This is a genomic window from Georgenia sp. Z2081, from assembly GCF_055326445.1.
Genome location: NZ_JBUZNK010000007.1, coordinates 138552 through 159698, shown reverse-complemented (window position 1 = coordinate 159698; position 21147 = coordinate 138552). Strand labels below are relative to the sequence as shown.

The window sequence follows — 21147 nt, the reverse complement described above, 5'->3', positions numbered from 1 at the left end:
GGCGGGAGAGCCGCCGAGGACCTGCCGCTGGTCAGTGCGTGACGGTCGTCTGCTGGTAGAGCGCCAGCCGCGTCTCACCGTCGACCACGCAGTAGTGGCTCGCCATGAGGGCGACGAAGGGCGTCTCGTCGCCCTGACGGGACGCCGTCGCCGTGTAGACCAGGGCGGCCGCCCGCTCGCCCGTCGGCACGACGCGCGCCCCCGTGAGGGAGTAGGAGGACCACGGAGGTGACTCGTCGAGGGTCCGGGCGACGGTCGCCCGGTCGAGGACCATGCCGTTGACGAGGATCATCACGGCCTCGGCAGTCATCAGCCCGCCGTAGAAGCTCCCGCCGGTCGAGCTGCACAGGGCGTCCCAGCCCCGATGCTCGAGGGCGAGCAGGTGGTCTGTCGTGAGAGTGCTCATGGTCAAGGTTAGGCCTGTACGAGACCACATCCACCCCTGAGGTGCCGTTCAAGACGACGGGAAAGCAGGAGTGCGCGTGTCCTCCACCCGGCGCCGGCGTGGCCAGAGATACCTCGGCCGGCACGTCGTCGAGCCGACGCCCTCCGGAAGGGGGGCGCGACGTAGTCGTGCAGCACGTTCCAGGAGGTCAGGCCCGCGATGTCGGTCCGGTGAAGGTTCGAGAGAACCCCGAGAGCTCGCGCGTCGAGATCGTAGGCAAGGTTCGCACAGTGCTCGACCTCCGACGGGTCTGGCTTCTGAAGCATCGTCGACCGGATGCTGCGCGATCAGCGCCATTACGCTCGGCGAGAGCACGGCGGCCCGCTGTGCCGAATACGCAAGGGAGACAGATGACGCCGAACGACGGGGTGGACGGTGTGCGCAGCGGTTCGCGTGCCTCGACGGGTTCGGTCGGTAGCGCGCTGCGCCTTCTCGAGATGTTCCGGGGCCAGCAGGTCGTACGGGTGACTGATGCCGCGGCCGAGCTCGGCGTCGCGCGGTCGACCGCCCATCGGCTCCTTCAGGTGCTCAGCGCACACGACTTCGCCGTCCAGGACGAGGGACGCGCATACCGCCCGGGGCCCGCCCTTGTCGGTCTTGCCGTCACGCTCGTGGACGGTCTCGACCTGCGGTCCGTAGCAGCCCCGATCATGGTCGACCTCGCTCAAGAGCTGGGCGAGACCGTGCACCTCTCGGTGCTGCAGGGCACGCAGATCCTCTTCGTCCACTCCGTGGAGAGCTCGCGCACCCTCCGAGTCGGCATACGCACGGGCGGCACCCTGCCGGCCTACGCGACGGCCGCCGGACGCGTCGCGCTTGCGTTCCTTCCCGACGACGACGATCGACGTCGTCCGCCCCGATCCGGTTGGACGGCTGTGACGAGCCGGACCATCACCGACGCCACACGTATCGAGCACCTGCTCGACGAGGCTCGCGACCGTGGTTACGCGACGAGCTTCGGAGAGACGGAGGAGGACGTCGCGTCCGTGGCGGTCCCGGTGCTGGACGCTGCTGGCGCTCCGCTCGCTGCCCTTGCCCTGTCGGCGCCGCCCGCGCGTCTCCGCGAGGACATGGCGCCCACTCGAGCCGCAGTCCTCGCTACAGCCGCCCGGCGCATCGGCGAGTTGCTGCCCGCCGGACGCTGACCTACACCCGGAACGTTTCCAGTAGCGACGCCGGGAACAGGTCCTCCACCGCGAGCCGCCGTTCCGTCAGCCGCTGCTCGTGGGTGTATGAGAGGAAGGCCTCGAGAGTGGTGCGGTTGGCTGCCACGCCGTAGGGCCAGAAGTCATCCCCGACGACGGAGGCAGCCTGTCTCGCCCTGTCGGCGCCCCACGGCAGCGGGAACTGCGGTGCGGTCGGGTCGAGCAGCCGAGCGAGGCTGTTGTTCTTCGCCCTCGTGAAGGCCGACACGAGGTTGCCCGCCACCCATGGGTAGCGCTCGTGGACGGTGGCGTCGAGGACCGCCACGTGCATGATCGGGAAGATCCCTGTGCGAGTGAAGTACTCGGCCTCCACGGTCGCGCTGTCGCTGAACAGCTGCACGAGCTTCCCACTTCCGTCGGTGGCGCCCTCCGGCGGGTGCGGCACGATGATCGCGTCGAGCTCGCCGTCGATCAGTAGGTCGTTGAGCGTGCGTTCCCGCTCCGGGCGGATGCGGATTCCCTCGGGCACCTGGACCGGAAGGGTCTCGATCCGTCCAGGTGCGTTGATCCCGCCCTGCACCCAGTCGATCACCGTGAGGTCCAGGCCGAACTCGTGCTGGAGCAGCGCGCGCTGATAGATCGTGGCGGTGACGGTCCACTCGGGGAACCCGATCCTCGCGCCGGCAAGCCGTTCGGGCGCGTCCACCGGGCCGTCGGCTGCCACGAAGATGCCCGAGTGGCGGAACGCGCGCGACGGAAACACGGGCAGCCCGACGAGCGAGTCGTCCCCGCGACTGCGTAGGGCGACGAACTTACCCATCGAGAGCTCGGAGACGTCCCATTCCCGATGCCGGGTGTGCCGGAAGAAGATCTCCTCGACGGGGTGGTGGACCGTGCGCAGCGAGACGCCCTCGACGCGCACCCGTCCGGTCGCCAGGTCGCGGATCTGGTCGGAGTCGTTGATGGCCAGGGTGAGCTCGACCGGCCCGGCGACGGCGCTCACACGAAGCTCGATCCTGCGTCGAGGACGAGGCTCTGGCCGGTCATGGCGCGAGCCGCGTCGCTCGCGAGGAAGACCGCAGTGCCGGTGATGTCGTCCGGTCCAAGCCGCCACTTGAGCGACTGTGCGGCGAGGATCCCCTCGTTCGGGCCCGGCGGGGCGGAGGCGCGTTCGATCCCGGTGTCGACCGAGCCCGGCAAGATCGAGTTGACCGTCACGCCGTGGGTCCCGAGCTCGCGGGCGAGCGACCGGGTCATGCCGATGACGCCGGCCTTCGACGTCACGTAGTGCAGGTAGAGCGGCCGTCCGTTCAGCACGGTCCCGGACGACACGTTGATGATCGATCCGCGCCGCTGCGCGCGCATGACCGGTGCGACCGCGCGGGTCGTGAGGAACATTCCGGTGAGGTTGACGTCGAGCACCCGACGCCACTCGTCGGCGGCAATCTCCTCGAACGGCTTCATCGTCAGGCTCGAGAACACCGCGGCGTTGTTGATGAGGGTGTCGATCCGGCCGAACTCATCGAGCACCCGGCGAAGGGCGATCGCGACGGCCTCCTCGTCGGTGACGTCGACCTGTATGGCGAGGGAGCCGTTCCCGAGGCCGGCGAGCTCCGCGGCCACGGAACGCGCCGCCCGCTCGTCGACGTCCGCCACGGCCACGGCTGAGCCGGCGTTCGCGAGCGCATGGGCGAACGCGCGGCCGATGCCCTGCCCGCCACCGGTGACGATCGCTGCCTGCCCCTCGAGGGGCAAGGGCGGTGGCGCGCCCGTGCGAGCGTCGCCGCCCGAAGCGGCGTCGTGCGTCGTCGCGGTCATGATGTCTCCCGTCGTTGAGCGGTGCTGTGGCGGCGTCGCTCAGATGTGGTTGACGTCGCTGTTCTCGATGCGTACGGTAACGCATGTTCGTTCAAGCGGTACAAGGTTCGGTCTAGCCGAACAGATCGCGTTCGATGAACCGGAGGTGGGTCGATGACGACCCTGGAGGAAGCGCGGGCACTGGTGCGGCGCCGTTGGGGGATGGTGATCGACGGGCGTGTGACGCCGTCGGAGTCCGGGCGAGAGCTCGACGTCGTCGCGCCGGCGACCGGCGAGATCGTCGCCACGTTCCCCCACGGGACGAGCATCGACGTCGACCGCGCCGTCGAGTCTGCGCACGCGTCCTTCGCCGCGTGGCGCAGGGTGCCCGCGATCGAACGCGGCCGGCTGGTCTCCAGGCTGGCCGACGCCGTCGAGGCCGCGGGGGAGGAGCTCGCGGCGATCGACGCCCTGGAGAACGGCACCCCGCTCCACCTCCTACGCAAGGACGTCGGTCTCGCCGTCCAGCGCCTGCGCTACTACGCGGGACTCGCCCTCCAGCTGCGTGGCGAGTCCATCCCCGCCGACGGCGGGATCGACTTCACCCGGATGGAGCCGTACGGCGTCGTCGCCCGACTCGTCCCCTTCAACCACCCGCTGATGTTCGCGGCGAGCGGCGTCGGTGCCCCGCTCGTAGCCGGCAACACCGTCGTGCTCAAGCCGTCGGAGCACACCTCGCTTTCCGCGCTCCGGATCGGCGAGCTGGCCGCGGAGATCCTGCCCGCGGGCGTGGTCAACGTCGTCACCGGTCTTGGCGCCGACGTCGGTGCCCGCCTCACCGCGCATCCGCGCGTACCGCGTGTGGCCTTCACCGGCAGCGTCGAGACGGGCCTGCAGATCCAGCGGCAGGCGGCGTCGGAGGTCGTCAAGGTCGTCACCCTTGAACTCGGCGGCAAGAACCCGCTCATCGTCTTCCCCGATGCCGACGTCCACGAGGCCGTCCGCGGCGCGATCAATGGCATGAACTTCACCTGGCAGGGCCAGTCCTGCGGCTCGACCTCCCGCCTGTTCGTCCACCGCTCTCTGGTGGAGCAGGTCGAGGCGGGGCTCAGCGAGGCGCTCAACAGTTTCGTAGTCGGCGACCCGTTCGACCCGAACTCGCAGATGGGTGCCCTTGTCAGTCGGTCGCACCACGAGCGCGTGAGCCGGTTCATCTCGGAGGGGCGGGAGGACCCCGCCGCCAGGGTCATCGCCGGAGACGGGGAACTGCCGGAGTCCGGTCTGTTCGTCCGACCCACGGTGCTCTCGTTCCCGGATGCGGCCCACGACTCCCGCATCCTCGACACGGAGATCTTCGGCCCCGTCCTCGCCGTCGTCCCCTTCGACACCTACGAAGACGTGATCGCCCACGCCAACGCGCTCCCGCTCGGACTGACCGCCAGCGTATGGACGTCCTCGCTGGACATCGCGACCGCGGCAGTGCGCGACCTCGAGGCCGGCTACGTGTGGGTGAACGCGAGCTCGCAGCACATCCCCGGTGCGCCGTTCGGGGGCGCCAAGAACAGCGGCGTGGGGCGCGAGGAGGACCTCGGCGAGCTCTACTCCTACGCCCAGACCAAGAACATCTTCATCCGGACGGAGAACTGACCGACATGACGGACATGTACGACGGACTCATCATCGGCTCGGGTCAGCACGGCCTCATCTTAGGGACCTACATGGCCAGGCTCGGGCTCAAGGTCGCTGTGCTCGAGCGGCGCAACATGTTCGGCGGCGGCCTGAGCACGGTCGAGCCGGGGCCGCCGGGCTTCTACCAGAATCCGCACTCGATCAACCACTTCAACATCACGGACAGCCCCTGGTTCACGGACCTCGGACTTGCGGACACGGTCCGCTACGTGACGCCGCGCTACGAGTTCGCCCAACCCCACCTCGACGGCACATCGCTCGTCATCTCCCGCGACGCCGAGGAGACCATCGCGTCCCTAGCCCAGATGTCCAAGAAGGACGCCGAGACCTTCCGCGACTGGAACCGACGCGCCGACGCCATCAGTAACATGGTGTTCCTCGCTGAACGCTACTCCGAGCCGCTGGCCGAGGCGGAGCGCAACGAGCTCCTCTCCCGCACCGCGATCGGCCGGGACTTCCTCGAGATCATCGACCACCAGCCGCTCGACCTCGTCAAGGAGCTGTTCGACAACGAGCGGATCCAGCTCCTCATGCTGTTCAAGCTCTCTCTGTTCGGCACCGTGCTCTACGACGCCGTCTCGGAGAAGAGCCCGATGGGCTCGGCTGTCCGAGGGTTCGACCTCAGCGCCGGCTACCAGGTGTGCGTCGGCGGGAGCTGGAACCTCGCGCGCGGCCTGCACGAGCGATTCCTCCAGGCCGGCGGCACGTTCATCAACCACGCCGAGGTCTCGCGCATCGTGGTCGATGGCGGACGCGCGACCGGCGTCGAGCTCTCGGACGGGCGCTCCTTCAAGGCCCGCCAGTTCGTGGCCAGCACGATCGACGTCCCCCAGACGTTCACGAAGCTCGTCGGGCAGGACCAGCTTCCGCAGGCGTACCGCACCAAGGTCGACAATTTCAAGCAGACCGCCTGGACCTTGTTCGGCGTTCACCTCGCGCTCAAGGAGGCTCCGCAGTACGTCGGAGCAGACTTCAACCCCAACATCAACAAGTCGCTGAAGTACAACGTGGGCGCCGAGACGATGGAGGACCTGTTCGGCCTGCACAGTCAGGTGGCCGCCGGCCAGATCCCAGACCTGGTCTCGTTCGGAACCGGGCACATCACCCAGTTCGACCCGAGCCAGGCACCCCCCGGCAATCACACTGCCTACGCCTGGTACCCGATGCCGTTCGCTCCCGGCGGGGACCCGAACAACATCGAGGCCGTCAAGGCAGACATCGCGCAGAAGGTGCTCGACGAATGGCGGAAGTACGCGCCAAACCTGACGCCTGACAACATCCTGCACGTTTACACCTACACCGCGAACGACTACCACCGCGAGTTCACGAACATGGTGAACGGCGACATCTTCGTCGGCTCCTTCGCCGGCGAGCAGTCCATGTGGAACCACTTCGGCTACCGCACGCCCATTGAGAACCTCTACATGGCCGGGTCACCGACCCACCCCGGTGGCGGCATCTCCGGAGGCGGTGGCTACATCGCCTCGCGCGTCATCGCCGAGGACCTCGGCCTCACACCCTGGTGGACCCCGATGGACGTCCGATCCGTCCTCGAGGCGGCCACCGACTGAACGCAACGCACTCTTTCTCCCGCCAGTCTCCCGCTGACAAGGAAGTCACTCCATGAATACACGAATGCATATGCGAATCCTCCCCGTCGCGACCGCCGCCGCCCTGCTGCTCGCGGCCTGCGGGGGAGGAGATGACGACGCCACGACTGACGCCGCTGAGGAAGGCGGCGAGGGCGAAGGTGGCAGCGAAGGTGGCGACAGTGCCCCGGAGGAGCTCACCGAGATCACCGTGGGCGTCCTGCCGATCGTCGACGTCGCCCCGATCTACCTCGGGGTCGAGCAGGGGTTCTTCGAGGAGCAAGGGCTCGACGTCGAGCTCGTCACCGGGCAGGGAGGCGCGGCACTCATCCCGGCAGTGATCTCGGGCGAGAACGAGTTCGGATTCTCCAACTTCACCTCGCAGGTGAACGCCGTCAGCCAGGATCTCCCGCTGCTCTCCGTCAGTCCGGGCGTCTTCACCACGGGCGAGCAGGGCGACGACGCAGCCGGGGTCGTCGCCCTGCCCGAAGCCAACATTGAACGTGCCGCCGACCTGGAGGGCCTGACGATCGCCACCAACACTTTGGCGAACAACTTCGTCATGACGATCAGCCACGCGGTCGAGGAGGACGGGGGCGATCCGGACCTTATCGAGTGGGTCGAGATCCCGTGGCCCGAGATGCCGGCAGCCGTGGCGAACGGGCAGGTCGATGCAGGCGTCGTCGTTGAGCCATTCGTCACCTTCGCCGAGGACGAGGGTGCCGAGGTCGTCCTATGGCACTGGGTCGAGACCGACCCGAACTTCCTCGTCGCGGGCTACTTCACCACGGAGCAGTACCAGGCAGACAACCCCGAGACCGTCGAGGCGTTCGTCGCCGCGCTCGACGAGTCCCGGACCTACGCCGACGAGAACCCCGACGAGGTTCGACGCATAACTGGCACCTACACGGAGATCGATGAGGACGTGCTCAACCGGATGCACCTACCCCGGTTCGGCGGCGAGTTCGTCATCGAGGAGCTGCAGTGGCAGGCCGACCTGGCCAACGACTTCGGCATCACCAACGGTGCGGTCGACGTGGCGGAAATGCTGTTCAACGAGTGAGAACCGGGTCCGGGTGCCCACGTCCGCGATGAGCGCGGGTGTGGGCACCCGCAACCTCGGTCACGCTCGTCCCGCAGCGGGCGGCACGAGATCGCGCGATGCGGCGACGATCACGGTGCGCAGCCAGTCGATCCCCGGTGGCACCAAGAAGTGGGTGAGAACAGTCTCGGCACGGCGTGTCGTCATTATCCGGCGACGCGCGCCTTGTCCCGCGGAGCCCGGTCTTGGACCCTGGCGTCATGACCACTCCAGCCCAGTTCGCAATCGTCACGCTCGGAGTCGCCGACCTCGACCTGAGTGTCGACTTCTACAGGGCGCTCGGCTGGGAGCAGCGCGGCGACAAGTCCGCGGGCATCACCTGGTTCCGCACGTCGGGCACGTGGATCGGCCTGCTCGACCACGACGCACTGGCCGATGACGTCGGCCTCCCCGCGGATCCGCCGACCACCTACCGCGGCATCACGCTGGCGATCAACGTCGACTCGGTCGACGAGGCGGCCGCGGCGTTCGCCCATGCAGTCGGCGTCGGCGCACGACCCGTCAAGGTGCCCGAGCCCACGGAGTGGGGCGGATACTCCGGCTACTTCGCCGACCCGGACGGCCACCTCTGGGAGGTCGCGCACAACCCGTTCTTTCCAATAGCCGACGACGGGACCATTGACATCCCCGTCTGACAACGGGCTCCCTACGGCGTCGGCGACTTCCGTGGCCGGAAGGCACCCGTCGAGCTCGACGCTTGCACCGCGCGTCAGCAGGGGATCCGCCTCGTCGACGTAACGCTAGATCTCGACCCGGTGCTTCGGCGACTGGCGGTAGGTGTTGGCGGTCACCTCACAACCACCGTGGGTCGTGTCCACCATGCGGTGCCCTCGCCGCGACATCTCGGCCAAGTGAGTCGACTTCCCGGCGCCGGACATCCCGGTGAGCAGGATCCGCACCATCAGTCGTCCGTTCAGGCGTACACGGCGGCGAGCCAGTCCTCCCACTTCTTCGTCTCTGCCTCCGCGTCGGCGTCCGTGAAGAGGTAGTGCCCGAACGCGACCGGCATGCCCATCACCGTGTTGTTGTGGAAGCGGTAGAGGCCGTCCGCGGCGCGGACGCCGACGAAGTCGTCGGTGGGGACGACCCAGTCGACGACGCCCACGATCGGCTCGAGACCCGCGGGCGTGAGTGTCACCTCGTCACCGACGGCGAGGGTGCCGGTGACACCGAGCGCGGCCGCGACCGGCGCCCAGGCCGCGGGGGAGGTCTGCGACTGCGGGCCCTGCCCGGTGACGAACGTGCCGTCCCGGCCGGCGAAGTGGGTGAGGTACTGGGCGAGGTTGACCATGTACAGGTCCCACCCGTACCCGGTCATCGTCTCGAAGTCGTACTCGCCGCCCCAGTCGTCGCCGAGGAAGCCGCTGTGCACGAACGTGAGGACCGTCGTCGCGTCGTCGCGCGCCTCGATGAGGTACTCGTAGGCATGGAACGCCCCGTCGGGGCCGTCGGGCGTACGGACGAAGAGACGCTCGTTCTCCTGCCGCTCGACCTGCATCCCCTCGGCCTCCATGGCGTCGGGGTCGGGGGACCAGGAGCGTTGCCCTTCGCGCGTGGCGACGGCGTGCCACACCTGGGCCGGGGTCGCCGGGAGGACGACCTCCTTGCGGATCTCGAACCGGTCGGACATGACGTTCTCCTCAGGTGGTGGGGACGTGGGGGTGGACGGCGACGACGAGGCGGTGGGTGCGCGCCCCGTCGGAGTCGGGACAGTGGTAGCGCCGCACGAGGTCGGTGACGGCGTGCTCGAGCTCGCGGGAGAACGCGGCCCGGTCGGTGGCCGAGGCGAACCGGACCTCGCCGTCGACGGCCCAGGTCGCCACCCGGGTGCCCGTCCGGCGCGCACCGGTGACCAGCGCGCCGACGTCGCGGACCAGCCGGGCGGCCAGCGCGAGCAGCCACGCGGCCGAGACCCGGTCCGGGTGCCGGTCGGGGTTGGGCTGCACCTCGGCCAGCGTCTCGGGCGAGATGACGAACGACCCGGCCCGCGAGCGCACGACGCGCTCGGTGAAGTTGCCGCGTCGGCGCTCCTCGACGAGCTCGACGAGGCCGCGCTCCTCGAGCACGCGCAGGTGGTAGTTGACCTTCTGGCGCGGCAGGCCGAGGTGGGCGGCGAGCGTCGTCGCCGATCCGGGCTCCACCAGGGCGGCAAGGACCCGGGAGCGCACCGGGTCCAGGGCGGCCGCGGCGGTGGCCGCGTCGTCGATGAGGTCGATGTCGAGCACGGGAGCGATCGTGCGCTTGACAAAAAGATCTGTCAAGAGCGACGTCGACGAGGTTGTCCATCCGTGGAACCGGGCGTCCCGGTACCGGGGGCGCTGCCTAGACTGACGCCGCCCGCCATCTTCGAGGAGGCCCCATGGTCGCGCCCGCGATCCTTCGTACCGTCCGCGCCGTCAGTCTCGACGTCGACGGCACGATCTCCGGCGACGACCACGCCGTCGCGCCCCGCACCGCGGCCGCCGTCACCCGCATCGTCGAGCTCGGCCTGCCGGTCTTCCTCCTCACCGGGCGGGCGCGCGCCAACACCCTCGGCCTGGCGCGGGACCTGAGGATCCCCAACATCGTCACCAGTGACAACGGCGCAGTCCTGCTCGACCCCGTGCGCGGCGAGGACGTCGCCGTGCGACCGATGGCCCGCGAGCACGTCCGCAGCCTCGTCGAGCTCGCCGCCGAGCTCGACCTCGACATCACGTGGTGGACGACGGAGGCGATCTACGTCGAGCACGAGGGCGCCGCCGCCGACCTCCTGCGCCGGCTCAACGGCGACCTCGTCGAGGTCGGCGACACGCAGGACCTCCCGGAGAAGGTCACGAAGGTCATGCTGTTCGGCACACGCGAGCAGCTTGACGACGCGGCGGATACGATTCGTTCCCGCTTCCCCGACGCGACCCGGTCGATGGACACCTTCTTCGAGTTCGTCGACGACGCGGCCACCAAGTGGAACGCGCTGACGGAGATGCTCGCCCGCCACGGCGTCGACCCGGAGCACTGCCTCGGGATGGGCGACGGCGGCAACGACGTCGAGTGGCTCGGCCGCATCGGCGTCCCGATCGCCATGGGCAACGCGCGTCCCGAGGTCAAGGAGGTGGCCGTCGACGAGACGGCGACGAACGTCGAGCACGGCGTCGCGCTCGTCCTCGAGGCGCTGGCCGACGAGCTCACCCGCACGAACGCACCGGCCACCGCGACGACGAACGACTGACCTCGCCTCCGGCGCCGGTCGTCCGGGCCCGACGGTCACTCCGTGCGCGTCCCCTCCGGCGGGGCTGCCGTTCCACGGTCGGTGGCCGGCACCTCGAGCGGGTCGGTCGCCTCCTCGTCATCAGCTGCTGCCTCAGGTGGGGCTGCCGGCTCCCGGTCGCCCGTCGCTCCCGCCGTCGCGAGCAGCGCGGCGATCGCCGTAGTCACGGGGATGGCCAGGACGAGCCCGATCGAGGACACGAGAGTGCGGACGACCTCCTCGGCGATCTCGCCGGACAACAGGGTGTCGGCCACGGGCCGTTCGACGAGCGACGCGAGCATGATGAGCGGCAGCGCCGTCCCCACGTAGGCGAACGCGAGCGTGTAGACCGTCGAGGCGATGTGGTCCCGCCCGATGCGCATCGTCCGGACGAACAGGCGACGCCGGGAGACCCCCGGGTCGGCCGCCGCGATCTCCCACGCGGCCGACGCCTGCGTGATCGTCACGTCGTTGAGCGCGCCGAGCCCCGCGATGACGATGCCGCACATGAGCAGGTCGCCCAGGGAGATCCCGGGGAACTGCTGGAACAGCATGAGACCCGTCTCGTCGGCCCCCGTGAGGTTCGCCGCCCCGGTGCCCCACATCGCGAGCAGCACCGTGACGGCGAGCCCGACGAACGTGCCGAGCAGCGCCGTCGTCGTGCGGATCGATACCCCGTGCGCGAGGTAGACGGCGAGGAACATCATCGCCGAGGAGCCCACCAGCGCGGTGAGGACCGGCGAGGACCCGAGCATGAGCGCGGGCAGGATGAACAGCGCCACGACGGCGAGGGAGCCGAGCAGGCCGACGACGGCGGCGAGCCCCTTCCAGCGCGCCACGGCGAGGACCGCGGCGAGGTAGAGCACCGTCAGCCAGGCCACGGGGACCGTGCGCTCGAACTCCCAGAACGAGTACAGCGTTCCCGTCCCGATGTTGCTCGGGACGTAGAGCAGCTGGACCCGGTCGCCGACGTCGATGTGCGCGGCCACCGACGGGTGCGGCGGGGCCACGGCGGTCTCGTGCCCGTCGTGTCCGCCCTCCGTGACCCGGGCGAGCATCTCGCTCGCGGGGTCGTCCGGGTCGGGCGCCTCGATCACCTCGGCCGAGACGATCTGCGTCCCGTCCTGGAGCAACGGGAGCGAACCCATCGGGCTCTCGCCGCGCGGCCACAGCGCGACCAGCCCCACGATCGTTGCCACCAGCAGGGGCAGGACGAGTGCGGCGAGCAGCCTGCGTACGCGCCTGCGGCGGCCCTCGGGCAGCTCCGACGTGACAGTGGAGTGGGAGTGCGACACGTGGGACATGGTCGTACAGGCCAGGCGCACGCCTCGACGGGCGCGCCGCGTCAGGCGTGGTCGCGCGGGTCACCGCTCCGGGTCGAGGGGGATCCGGGTCGAGGGGGAGCCGAGCGACCGTGCGCTATCTGGGGCCGCGAGCCACGCGCACGGCCTGTGCGACGAGGACCGCCTGCAGCGGAAGGCGCCCGTCGGCGACGGCGCGCCACGGCGGGGACCGGCGCCGCCAGTCCGCGGCCATCTGGACGTTCGCCGGAAAGACCGCGACGAACAGGGCGGCGGCCGCGGCGCCGCCGAGCCGGCGTGTCCGGGGGAGCGTGATCAGCCCGGCGACGGCCAGCTCGGCCACGCCGGAGGCATAGGTGTAGGCCCGGGGGCTGCCCGGCAGCCGGGGCGGAACGATCTGGTCGAACGTGCCGGGAACCGCGAAGTGCATCGTCCCCGCTCCGGCGAGGAGCACCGTGAGGAAGCGGGCGGTCCGGCGACTCATCCGGACACGCTACCCGCGCCGCGGCACGGACGAACCGTGCCGCGGCTGCGTGCGTGCTCAGATCGAGTAACGGGCCTCGGTGGACATGTCGAACAGGTCCTCCACCGTGAGTCTCCCGCTGACCAGTCCCTGTTCGCTGGAGTATCGCAGGAAGGTCTCCAGCACGTGCCGGTTCGCCTCGACGCCGTAGCTCCAGTAGTTCTCGCCGAGCAGTGCGACCGTCCGGTCGAGCTCGGCGGCGAGCCAGGGGAGCGCGACGAGCAGGGCGGATCGGTAGCGCAGGTCGTCCATCGCGGCGTCGCGGGAAGCGAGGCACGCGTCGACGAGCGAGGTGGCCACCCACGGGTTCCGCTCCAGGATCTCCCGGCGCACGACGAGCACGTGCATGATCGGGAAGATCCCGGTGGCGCGGAAGTAGGCGACCTCGACGTCCCGGTGGCCAGGGAACAGCGGCTCGACGAGGCCGTCCGCGAGCGCCCCGGGGGAGTGCGCCGTGATCAGCCCGTCGAGCTCCCCGGTGGCGAGCAGGTCGGTCAGCGAACGGTCGGGCGGAGCCGTCTCCAGCTGCACCCGGTCCGGGAGGTCGAGCGCGATCTTCTCCGTGCGGCCGGGGCTCTCGGCCCCACCGGTGACCCAGGTGATCGAGTCGAGGTCGACCCCATGGTGCTCGCCGAGGATCCCGCGTTGCCACACGGGTGCGGTCATCTGATATTCGGGGACCCCGACCCGCCGGCCGTCGAGCTGCTCCGGCCGAGTGATCCCTGATCCCGTGCGCACGTAGATGTTCTGGTGCCGGAAGTACCTCGACGGGTAGACCGGCAGCGCGACGAACCGGTCGTCGCCCCCGTCCCGCCCGAGGGTGTAGGAGGACAGCGACATCTCGCTCACATCGAACTCGGCGTGCCCGAGCTGGCGGAAGAAGACCTCCTCGACCGGCATGGACAGCATCGTGAGCTCGATGCCCTCGGGTCGGACTCGTTCGTCGCGCAGCGCGGCGAACCGGTCGCAGCGCGTGGCGGCGAAGGACAGGTGCAGCCGGCTCACGGCAGCAGCAGGTCGAGGTCGGGCTGCTCGGACATCGTGCCGAACTCGATCGCCTTCTCGGCGAGGAACTCGGCGGCCTCGCGGCTCATCTCGGGAACGAATCGTGGCAGCACCATCCGCTCGAGGACATCCTCGTCGATCTCGGTGTAGGTGCCGGTGATGCGCCGCACCTCGTCCGGGTTCTCCTCGGAGAACTCGAGCGACCGGTCGACGGCTCGAGCGAAGGCGTCGACCAGCTCGGGGTCGTCCTCGATGAGGGCGCCGGAGGTGAACACGCAGCTGACGTCGAGATCCGGGTGCATCTCCGCGAACGGCCACGAGATCACCGTCGCGCCCATGTCCAGCGCCTCGGTGACGAACGGCTCGACCGCCCAGACCGCGTCGACCTGACCGGTCTCCAGCGCGGCGGGCGCCTCGGGGAACGGGACCTCGATGAACTCCACCGTCGACTCGTCGCCGCCGTCGCGCTGGATCGCGGTGCGGATGATGGTGTCGCCGATGTTGTTCAGCGTGTTGACGGAGACGGTCCGCCCCTCGAGGTCGGCCGGCGACTCGATGCCCGAGTCCGGCATGACGAGCACCGCCGAGAAGTCCGGGTCGCCCTGCGCGGTGTTGGCGTTGGCGATGCACTGGATGTCCAGGCCCTGTTCGCGAGCGATCATCGACGACAGGAGATTGCCGCGGCCGAACTCGTGCTCGCCGGAGACGACCGAGGGGATGACCGCGGCGCCGCCCGCGGCGGACTCGATCGTCAGGTCGATGCCTTCCTCCTCGAAGAAGCCCTGCTCGAGGCCCAGGTGGAGCGGTGCGGAGTCGACGATCGGCTGCGTCGAGATGGTCACCGGTGTCGGCCCGTCCTGGCCGTCGGGCGAATCGGACTCATCGTTGCTCCCGCAGGCGGAGAGGACGAGCAGGCAGGCCAGGGCGATGCCGGTGGCCCGGACGCGTCGTGGAGTGGTCATGTCATGTCCTTGATCGGTGTGGAGAGTGGATTCAGCTCTGGATCTGGGCGCACCAGACGTCCCAGGCACGGCGGATCTGGCCGCCGATCGAGGTCGTGGCGGTGGCCGCCTCGGAGCGGGTGAGGTGGACGGGCGAGCCGAGCGGCAGAGCGGCGAGCAGCACGGAGGCGTTGACCTCGGCGTAGATCGCCCGATAGGTGACCTCCGGGACCGAGCCGCCGACCGCCGTCGACCCGTGCCCCCGCATGAGCACGAGCGGCCGATCGCCGAGCACGTGCGCGAGGGCAGCCCCCCGGTCCTCATCGGTGACGAGCAGATCGGTTCCGTCGGCCACCTCGTTGCGCTGGTCGTAGACCGGAGCGCGAGAGCCGAGGAAACCGGCCATGTGCATGACCGGCACGAACGGGACGTCCGTGAGCCCGAACGGCAGGATCGCGGCCGAGTGCGAGTGCACGACCGCGGCGACGTCGGGACGGGCACGGTAGATCTCCGTGTGGATGTGGCTCTCGAGGTACGGGGCACGGTCGTCGTCGACGGTGCCGTCGAGGTGATGGACCTGAAGGTCGTCGGTGGAGACCTGCCCCGGCGCAAGGTTGCGGGACAGGAGGAACGAGTCCCCGCTCAGGCGGGCCGAGACGTGCCCGAAGGCATCCAGCACGGAGTGCCGTACGAGGATGTGGTTCGCCTGGACGATCTGCCTACGCAGCTCGTTCTCGCTCGGGTCGGTCCTGGTCACGGCGCTCCCTCGTATCGGTCACACGTCGATGTGTGATGAGGACGCTAGGGCTGGGACAGGCAACGGCCAACCGACGTATTCTCCTCAGAGGAATCTCAAGGAGGTGAGCCCCGACCGTGACTCATGAACCGGGCCATCACGTCCCCGGCTACCCCGTAGCCGGCGTGTCGCGCACGCTCGGCGCACTCGAGGTCCTCGCCGCCGCCGAGAGCGTCTCGGTCGCCGAGCTCAGGGAGGCCCTGGGGATCGGGGCGTCGACGGCGCACCGTCTGCTCGCGATGCTCGTCTTCCACGGCTATGCCCTCCATCTCGACGACCGCCGATACGCGCAGGGCCCCGCGCTGTCGGCGCTCGCGCGCGGAACGGTGCTGAGGCGAGACACCCCGGAACCGGTACGGACGGCGATGGCGGCAGTCGCGGCGAGGTGCGGGGAGACCGTGCACGTCGGGTCTCTCATCGGCACCGACATCCTCTACACGGACGCGATCGACTCGCCTGCGGTGCTCCGCGTGACCACGCGCGTCGGCATCAGGCAGCCGGCGCACGGCACCTCGATGGGGCGATCGATGCTCGCCGAGCTCGACCCGGACGATCTTGATGCGATGTACCCCGGCACCGGGCCACCGGCACTCCCGAGCGGTGTCCACTACTCCCGCAGCGAGCTCGACGCCATGCTTGCAGCCATACGTGCGCGCGGCTGGGCGGAGAACCATGGCGACGTCGAGGAGGGGGTCTCCTCGGTCGCCGTGGCCGTCCATGGGTCGGCCGGCCGGCTCGGCCTGTCGATCTCGGGGCCGAGCACCCGGATGCCGGCTGAGCGGGTCGCCGACCTCGCGCACGTGCTGGTTGAGGAGTGCGCCGCCCTCGAGGGCACTCTCGCCGGGTGAGGAAATGTCGTGGTGGCGCCGGGGTGGCGCCCCTACGGTTCGCCGCATGACACTTCGAGTGACGACGGCGTCACCCCACCGGTTCAGCCGCCTTGGCCCTGACCCGGAGGCGGATCTCGCCCGCGTGCGGCGGGTCATCGACTCCGGCCGGGTCACGCCGGACGATCTGTTCGTCGTCACGGACGATGCGGCAGACGTCGGCCGGGCGTTCCTCATGACGCTCGAGGACGGCACGCGCGTCATGCAGGCCGTCCGTCTGGACGCCGCTCACCCGGACGTCGTCGAGCTCGTCCGGCTCCTGCTCGACGCCGTCGCGGCGCGGGCAACCGCCACCGGGGCCGTGCGCGTGCACGCGGTCGTCACCGACGACGACTCTGCGCCGGACGCCCGACGCACCGCGCTTGCCGCGGCCGGCTGGCTGCCGGACGGCGACCGGCTCGAGCTCTCCGCAGTCCCGGTGCTGCGCGACCTGCCGGCCGGGGTCGTGGAGGTCGACCCGTCCGACCCTGCTGTGCTCGAGGTGCTCGGCGCTGCCATGGCGGACAGCCTCGACGACTACGACCGGGTCCAGGTCGCCGAGCTCGGCCCCGTCGCGGCAGCCCTCGCGTACCGCGACATGCTCGCCTCCTCCGGACGTCGCCCCGTGCCCTGGTTCGGCCACAGCACCGGATCCGGCCTCGACGGCGTGGCCGCGCTCGAGGGCTTCGACACTGACTGGTGCCTCGGCTACCTCGGCGTCGTCCCGGCCGGCCGCCGCAGGGGAGTCGGGGCGGCGCTGACCTCCGCGATGCTGTCCGCGACGGCGCAGGCAGAGGTGCCGCTGGCGACGGCCAGCGTCGCGGTCGGTAACGCGCCCGTGCGCGCCACGCTGGGGCGACAGGGCTTCACGGTGCGATCACGTCGCGCGGACTTCGTCCGGTACCTCGACCCGGCTGGGCGGACGGCTGACCGGACCTAGGCTCACGGGCATGCGCACCGACGGGTACGGCCGCCTCCAGGTCGTCGCCGGCCCCATGTTCTCCGGCAAGTCCGAGGAGCTGCTCCGCCGGGTCCGGCGTGCACGGCTCGCCGGTCTCGAGGTCGCCCTGGTCAACCACGCCTGGGACGAGCGATACGGCACGGGCGAGGTCACCTCCCACGCGGGACTCTCGCTCGGGTCGACGTCGGCTACCGACGTAGCGGCCCTGCTCGCGGCCGTCGGGGACCGTGAGCTCGACCTGCTCGCCGTCGACGAGGCCCAGTTCTTCGGCCCCGATCTCGTCCCGGCCGTCGAGACCCTGGTGCGCCGGGGGACCACCGTGGTCGTCGCGGGCCTGAGCGTGACGTTCGACGGCCGCCCGTTCGAGCCCCTGCCCACGCTCATGGCCATCGCCGAGGACGTCACCCGTCTGACGGCGGTGTGCGCGGTCTGCGGCGCGGACGCGGTCTTCCACCAACGGCTCCGCGGCGGCACGGGCGCGGATCCGCTCGAGGGCACGCCGGCCCACGTCGGCGGGACCGAGACCTACGTGGCGCGCTGCCGGCGCCACCACGAGCCCTGACCCGACCCGGCCCACCCGGCCGTCCCGAGTAGTCTCGGCCCATGCCCTCCACGCTCGCCGACGTCGTCGACGCCGTCCATCGGCGCTACCCGCCGGGGACCGCGGAGGCGTGGGACGCCGTCGGGCTCGTCGTCGGCGACACCGCCGCGCCGGTGCGTCGCGTCCACCTCGCCGTCGACCCGACCGAGGAGGTCGTCGACGAGGCACTCGCCCTCGGCGCGGACCTGCTGTGGGTCCACCACCCCCTGTTCCTCAAGGGCACGACGACGATGGCCACCACGAGCGACAAGGGTCGCCTCGTGCACCGGCTCATCACCGGCGGCTGCGCGCTCCTCACCTCGCACACGAACGCGGACATCGCCGTCGCCGGCGTCTCGCACGCGCTCGCCGACCTCCTCGGGCTCGTCGACCAGCGGCCCCTCGTGCCGACCGACGGACCGGCCGCGACCCTCGTCGTCCACGTGCCGGCCACGCACACGCGCCTCCTGCTCGACGCGCTCGCCCGCGCCGGCGCGGGGCGGCAGGGCGACTACGAGCGGGCGGCGTTCACCTCCCGGGGCACCGGGACCTTCCGGCCGCTGCCGGGTGCGCACCCGACGATCGGCGCCGTCGGAGACGTGGAGGAGGTCGAGGAGGACCGCCTCGAGATCCTCGTGCCCGCCGGTCGCGAGGGCGACGTGCTGCGGGCGCTGCGCGAGGCGCACCCCTACGAGGAGCCTTCCTACGCGCTGTTCCGCCACGACGGGGCGTCACCCGCCCCGACGACCGGCCACGGACGCGTCGGACGACTGCCCGCACCTCTCACGCTGGACGAGTTCGCCGACCTCGCCGCCGAGCGGCTGCCCGGTACGCCTGCCGGCCTCACCGTCGGTGGTGACCTGGCCGCCGAGGTGAGCACGGTCGCCGTCTCGGGCGGCTCGGGCGATGCGTTCCTCGCTGACGCCCGGCGGTCCGGGGCCGACGTCTACCTCACCGCCGACCTGCGCCACCACCCGGCCTCCGAGCACCTGGCGGGCGGCCGGCCGTACCTCGTCTCCGCGACCCACTGGGCGACCGAACGTCCGTGGCTCGACGTCGCCGCCCGCCTGCTGCGCGAGGACGCAGCGTTCGTGGACTCAGGGGGCGAGGACACCGGCCTCGAGGTCACGGTCTCCGACCTCGTCACTGACCCCTGGGCGGCGCGCCACGGGGCCGACCGAACCGAAGGGAGCTGACATGCCCACCGCACCGCTCGTCGACCAGCTGAGGCTGCTCGACCTGCAGGACCTCGACACGACGATCGCCCGGCTCGGCCACGAGCGGCGCTCGCTCCCGGTCCTCACCCAGATCGCCGAGCTCACCGGCCGCGCGGACGACCTGCACGACGAGCTCGTGCTCGCCACCTCCGCCGCCGGCGACGCACGCCGTGCGCTGACCAAGGCCGAGGCCGACGTCGAGCAGGTCCGGTCGCGGGCCAAGCGCAACCAGGAGCGGCTCGACTCCGGCCAGGGGCTCTCCCGCGAGCTCGTCGCCCTCCAGGAGGAGCTCGAGCACCTCGCCGGCCGACAGGCCACCCTCGAGGAGGCCGAGCTCGAGGCCATGGAGGCCGCGGAGGAGACCGACGCCCGGGTCACCGCGCTCAAGGAGCAGTCCGCGTCCGTGGCGACCGACCTCGAGTCGCTCGGCGCCGAGCGCGACGCGGCGTTCACCCGGATCGACGCCGACGTGACCGCCCGGCGGGCCGAGCGCGACGAGCTCGCCGGCACGCTGCCCGGGCCGCTGCTCGACGAGTACGAGGCGGCGCGCCGCCAGACCGGGGGGCTCGGCGCCGTGGCCGTCCGCGGGCACCGGGCGGAGGGGGTCGCGGTCGACTTCACCCTCGCCGAGCAGTCGATGATCGACCGGGCCGCCGAGGACGAGATCCTCGTCAGCGAGGACCACGGCTTCATCCTCGTGCGGGTGGGGGACCGCCGGTGACCCGCCGGATCGTCCTGCACACCGACGGCGGCGCCCGCGGCAACCCCGGGCCCGCCGGCTACGGGGCCGTGCTCACCGACGCCGGGACGGGCGAGCGGCTCGCGAGCCGCAGCGGCTGGCTCGGGGAGACGACGAACAACGTCGCCGAGTACACCGCGGTCGTCGAGGGCCTGCGCGCCGCGGCACGCATCGACCCCGACGCCGAGGTCGAGGTGCGGGCGGACTCCAAGCTCGTGGTCGAGCAGATGTCCGGCCGGTGGAAGATCAAGCACGAGGACATGCGCAGGCTCGCCCTCGAGGCGCGCGACGCCTTCCCGGCCCCCCGGGTCCGCTACACGTGGATCCCGCGCGCGCAGAACTCCGCCGCCGACGCCCTGGCGAACAAGGCGATGGACGCGCGCGAGGACGCGGACACCGACGAGTGGCTCACGAGCCTCACCCCGACGGCCGAGCTCGGCTCGGAGTCTGACGAACCGGCGACCGCACTCTTCGAGATCAGCGAGCCGGCGCCTACCGACAGCACACGTGCCGCGCCCGCCGCGGCGCCGGCTTCCGCGACCCGCCCCGCCGGCGTCGACCGGTCGGGCGGGGCCACGCGCGTGTACCTCGTCCGGCACGGCGTCACCGAGTGGACCGTCGGCGGCCGGCAGTCCGGCTCGGACACCCCCGGGCCGGACCTGCTCGACCTGGGCCGGCAGCAGGCCCGCCGTGCGGGCGTGCTCCTGCGTGCACTCGCGACGGACGACGACGCCGACCTGTCCTCGGCCGAGGTCCGCGTCTCCCCGATGGTGCGCACGCGGCAGACGGCGCAGGAGGTGGCGGCCGCGGCCGGCCTCGGCGAGGCCGTCGTCGACGACCGGCTCCGCGAGGTCGAGTTCGGCCGGTGGCACGGACTGACCACCGCGGAGATCGAGGACGGCTGGCCGGGCGAGTGGGCGCGGTGGCGGGCCGACATCGACGTCACGGCCCCGGACGGGGAGTCCCACCGCCAGGTCGGCGCCCGCGTGGCGAGGGTGCTCAAAGAGGTGGCGGGCACCGAGCGGCGCACGGTCGTGCTCGTCGCGCACGCCGTCGTCGTCCGCGCGGCCGTCGCGCTCGTCGCCGGCATCGAGCCCCACGCCTGGGGGCGGGTGCGCGTGCGACCGGGATCGGTGACGATGCTGGGCGTGAGCGGCACCGACCCCGACGGCCGGTTCGAGGGACAGGTCAACTACGTCGGCGCCCCGAGCGAGGGCGTCGCTTGACG

At 70.9% G+C, this 21147-nt stretch carries 22 protein-coding genes and 1 pseudogene; 12 read left to right on the top strand and 11 right to left on the bottom strand.

Going from position 1 to position 21147, the window contains the following annotated elements:
* Positions 1-31: 31 nt before the first annotated feature.
* Positions 32-406 carry a nuclear transport factor 2 family protein gene (locus tag ACZLKG_RS11095; RefSeq protein WP_463648751.1) on the bottom strand — a complete coding sequence of 125 codons (375 nt, stop codon included), beginning with the start codon at positions 404-406 and terminating at the stop codon, positions 32-34.
* Between the two features lie 389 nt (positions 407-795).
* Between ACZLKG_RS11095 and ACZLKG_RS11090 the strand changes: the two genes are divergently transcribed.
* The gene (locus tag ACZLKG_RS11090; protein WP_425708950.1) at positions 796-1590 is read left to right on the top strand and encodes an IclR family transcriptional regulator; all 795 of its coding nucleotides are present in this window, start codon (positions 796-798) and stop codon (positions 1588-1590) included.
* Between the two features lies 1 nt (position 1591).
* On the opposite strand, the gene ACZLKG_RS11085 is transcribed toward ACZLKG_RS11090, so the two are convergent.
* The gene (locus tag ACZLKG_RS11085) at positions 1592-2593 is read right to left on the bottom strand and encodes a substrate-binding domain-containing protein (RefSeq protein WP_463648750.1); all 1002 of its coding nucleotides are present in this window, start codon (positions 2591-2593) and stop codon (positions 1592-1594) included.
* A complete protein-coding gene (locus ACZLKG_RS11080) occupies positions 2590-3408 on the bottom strand; it encodes an SDR family NAD(P)-dependent oxidoreductase (protein ID WP_425708948.1) in 819 nt (272 codons plus the stop codon). Before ACZLKG_RS11080 ends, ACZLKG_RS11085 begins: the two co-directional genes overlap by 4 nt.
* A 153-nt stretch (positions 3409-3561) precedes the next feature.
* Here ACZLKG_RS11080 and ACZLKG_RS11075 point away from each other — a divergent pair, with 153 nt between their 5' ends.
* The 4 genes from ACZLKG_RS11075 (at position 3562) to ACZLKG_RS11060 (ending at position 8402) form a co-directional block, all read left to right on the top strand.
* Entirely contained in the window at positions 3562-5034 is a 1473-nt protein-coding gene (locus ACZLKG_RS11075) for an aldehyde dehydrogenase family protein (protein ID WP_425708947.1), read from the top strand.
* A 5-nt stretch (positions 5035-5039) separates the two neighbouring features.
* Positions 5040-6647, top strand: a complete 1608-nt coding sequence (locus ACZLKG_RS11070; RefSeq protein ID WP_463648749.1) for a phytoene desaturase family protein — start codon at positions 5040-5042, stop codon at positions 6645-6647.
* Positions 6648-6717: 70 nt separating this feature from the next.
* Positions 6718-7728, top strand: coding sequence for an ABC transporter substrate-binding protein (locus tag ACZLKG_RS11065; RefSeq protein WP_463648748.1), 1011 nt, complete (start codon positions 6718-6720; stop codon positions 7726-7728).
* A 239-nt stretch (positions 7729-7967) separates the two neighbouring features.
* Entirely contained in the window at positions 7968-8402 is a 435-nt protein-coding gene (locus ACZLKG_RS11060; RefSeq protein ID WP_463648747.1) for a VOC family protein, read from the top strand.
* 162 nt (positions 8403-8564) lie between these two features.
* Here the strand turns inward: ACZLKG_RS11060 and ACZLKG_RS11055 are convergent.
* From ACZLKG_RS11055 to ACZLKG_RS11045, 3 genes and pseudogenes are all read right to left on the bottom strand, one after another.
* Positions 8565-8669, bottom strand: a pseudogene (locus tag ACZLKG_RS11055) (AAA family ATPase); the annotation flags it as partial.
* Positions 8670-8680: 11 nt separating this feature from the next.
* Positions 8681-9397, bottom strand: a complete 717-nt coding sequence (locus ACZLKG_RS11050; RefSeq protein WP_425708943.1) for an SRPBCC family protein — start codon at positions 9395-9397, stop codon at positions 8681-8683.
* 10 nt (positions 9398-9407) lie between these two features.
* Positions 9408-9992 (bottom strand): ArsR/SmtB family transcription factor, encoded by a 585-nt coding sequence (locus tag ACZLKG_RS11045; protein WP_463648746.1) that lies wholly within the window; start codon positions 9990-9992, stop codon positions 9408-9410.
* A gap of 134 nt (positions 9993-10126) precedes the next feature.
* Between ACZLKG_RS11045 and ACZLKG_RS11040 the strand changes: the two genes are divergently transcribed.
* Positions 10127-10972, top strand: coding sequence for an HAD-IIB family hydrolase (locus tag ACZLKG_RS11040; RefSeq protein WP_463648745.1), 846 nt, complete (start codon positions 10127-10129; stop codon positions 10970-10972).
* Between the two features lie 35 nt (positions 10973-11007).
* Here ACZLKG_RS11040 and ACZLKG_RS11035 read toward each other — a convergent pair whose 3' ends face one another.
* From ACZLKG_RS11035 to ACZLKG_RS11015, 5 genes are all read right to left on the bottom strand, one after another.
* Positions 11008-12294, bottom strand: a complete 1287-nt coding sequence (locus ACZLKG_RS11035) for a YibE/F family protein (protein WP_463648743.1) — start codon at positions 12292-12294, stop codon at positions 11008-11010.
* A gap of 115 nt (positions 12295-12409) precedes the next feature.
* A complete protein-coding gene (locus ACZLKG_RS11030) occupies positions 12410-12775 on the bottom strand; it encodes a DoxX family protein (protein ID WP_425708939.1) in 366 nt (121 codons plus the stop codon).
* Positions 12776-12832: 57 nt separating this feature from the next.
* Entirely contained in the window at positions 12833-13819 is a 987-nt protein-coding gene (locus tag ACZLKG_RS11025; RefSeq protein ID WP_425708938.1) for a substrate-binding domain-containing protein, read from the bottom strand.
* Complete coding sequence (locus ACZLKG_RS11020) at positions 13816-14781, bottom strand: ABC transporter substrate-binding protein (protein WP_425708937.1); 966 nt, start codon at positions 14779-14781, stop codon at positions 13816-13818. Before ACZLKG_RS11020 ends, ACZLKG_RS11025 begins: the two co-directional genes overlap by 4 nt.
* A 31-nt stretch (positions 14782-14812) precedes the next feature.
* Positions 14813-15517 carry a class II aldolase/adducin family protein gene (locus tag ACZLKG_RS11015; RefSeq protein WP_463648742.1) on the bottom strand — a complete coding sequence of 235 codons (705 nt, stop codon included), beginning with the start codon at positions 15515-15517 and terminating at the stop codon, positions 14813-14815.
* Positions 15518-15633: 116 nt separating this feature from the next.
* On the opposite strand from ACZLKG_RS11015, the gene ACZLKG_RS11010 reads away from it, so the two are divergent.
* From ACZLKG_RS11010 to ACZLKG_RS10985, 6 genes are read left to right on the top strand one after another with little or no spacing between them, the layout of a single operon-like run.
* The gene (locus ACZLKG_RS11010; RefSeq protein ID WP_425708935.1) at positions 15634-16404 is read left to right on the top strand and encodes an IclR family transcriptional regulator; all 771 of its coding nucleotides are present in this window, start codon (positions 15634-15636) and stop codon (positions 16402-16404) included.
* Between the two features lie 46 nt (positions 16405-16450).
* The gene (locus ACZLKG_RS11005; protein WP_463648741.1) at positions 16451-17362 is read left to right on the top strand and encodes a GNAT family N-acetyltransferase; all 912 of its coding nucleotides are present in this window, start codon (positions 16451-16453) and stop codon (positions 17360-17362) included.
* Between the two features lie 10 nt (positions 17363-17372).
* A complete protein-coding gene (locus ACZLKG_RS11000; RefSeq protein ID WP_425708933.1) occupies positions 17373-17945 on the top strand; it encodes a thymidine kinase in 573 nt (190 codons plus the stop codon).
* A gap of 41 nt (positions 17946-17986) precedes the next feature.
* Positions 17987-19159, top strand: a complete 1173-nt coding sequence (locus ACZLKG_RS10995) for a Nif3-like dinuclear metal center hexameric protein (RefSeq protein WP_463648740.1) — start codon at positions 17987-17989, stop codon at positions 19157-19159.
* A 1-nt stretch (position 19160) separates the two neighbouring features.
* Entirely contained in the window at positions 19161-19901 is a 741-nt protein-coding gene (locus ACZLKG_RS10990) for a zinc ribbon domain-containing protein (protein ID WP_463648739.1), read from the top strand.
* The gene (locus tag ACZLKG_RS10985; RefSeq protein WP_463648738.1) at positions 19898-21145 is read left to right on the top strand and encodes a histidine phosphatase family protein; all 1248 of its coding nucleotides are present in this window, start codon (positions 19898-19900) and stop codon (positions 21143-21145) included. The genes ACZLKG_RS10990 and ACZLKG_RS10985 overlap by 4 nt, the downstream gene beginning before the upstream one ends.
* Positions 21146-21147 lie beyond the last annotated feature (2 nt).

Excerpts from the sequence above, each read along its gene's own strand:
- ACZLKG_RS11095 (WP_463648751.1), bottom strand. The coding sequence starts at position 406 with ATGAGCACTCTCACGACAGACCACCTGCTCGCCCTCGAGCATCGGGGC.
- ACZLKG_RS11090 (WP_425708950.1), top strand. The coding sequence starts at position 796 with ATGACGCCGAACGACGGGGTGGACGGTGTGCGCAGCGGTTCGCGTGCC.
- ACZLKG_RS11080 (WP_425708948.1), bottom strand. The coding sequence starts at position 3,408 with ATGACCGCGACGACGCACGACGCCGCTTCGGGCGGCGACGCTCGCACG.
- ACZLKG_RS11075 (WP_425708947.1), top strand. The coding sequence starts at position 3,562 with ATGACGACCCTGGAGGAAGCGCGGGCACTGGTGCGGCGCCGTTGGGGG.
- ACZLKG_RS11070 (WP_463648749.1), top strand. The coding sequence starts at position 5,040 with ATGACGGACATGTACGACGGACTCATCATCGGCTCGGGTCAGCACGGC.
- ACZLKG_RS11065 (WP_463648748.1), top strand. The coding sequence starts at position 6,718 with ATGCGAATCCTCCCCGTCGCGACCGCCGCCGCCCTGCTGCTCGCGGCC.
- ACZLKG_RS11060 (WP_463648747.1), top strand. The coding sequence starts at position 7,968 with ATGACCACTCCAGCCCAGTTCGCAATCGTCACGCTCGGAGTCGCCGAC.
- ACZLKG_RS11050 (WP_425708943.1), bottom strand. The coding sequence starts at position 9,397 with ATGTCCGACCGGTTCGAGATCCGCAAGGAGGTCGTCCTCCCGGCGACC.
- ACZLKG_RS11040 (WP_463648745.1), top strand. The coding sequence starts at position 10,127 with ATGGTCGCGCCCGCGATCCTTCGTACCGTCCGCGCCGTCAGTCTCGAC.
- ACZLKG_RS11035 (WP_463648743.1), bottom strand. The coding sequence starts at position 12,294 with ATGTCCCACGTGTCGCACTCCCACTCCACTGTCACGTCGGAGCTGCCC.
- ACZLKG_RS11030 (WP_425708939.1), bottom strand. The coding sequence starts at position 12,775 with ATGAGTCGCCGGACCGCCCGCTTCCTCACGGTGCTCCTCGCCGGAGCG.
- ACZLKG_RS11020 (WP_425708937.1), bottom strand. The coding sequence starts at position 14,781 with ATGACCACTCCACGACGCGTCCGGGCCACCGGCATCGCCCTGGCCTGC.
- ACZLKG_RS11005 (WP_463648741.1), top strand. The coding sequence starts at position 16,451 with ATGACACTTCGAGTGACGACGGCGTCACCCCACCGGTTCAGCCGCCTT.
- ACZLKG_RS11000 (WP_425708933.1), top strand. The coding sequence starts at position 17,373 with ATGCGCACCGACGGGTACGGCCGCCTCCAGGTCGTCGCCGGCCCCATG.
- ACZLKG_RS10995 (WP_463648740.1), top strand. The coding sequence starts at position 17,987 with ATGCCCTCCACGCTCGCCGACGTCGTCGACGCCGTCCATCGGCGCTAC.
- ACZLKG_RS10990 (WP_463648739.1), top strand. The coding sequence starts at position 19,161 with ATGCCCACCGCACCGCTCGTCGACCAGCTGAGGCTGCTCGACCTGCAG.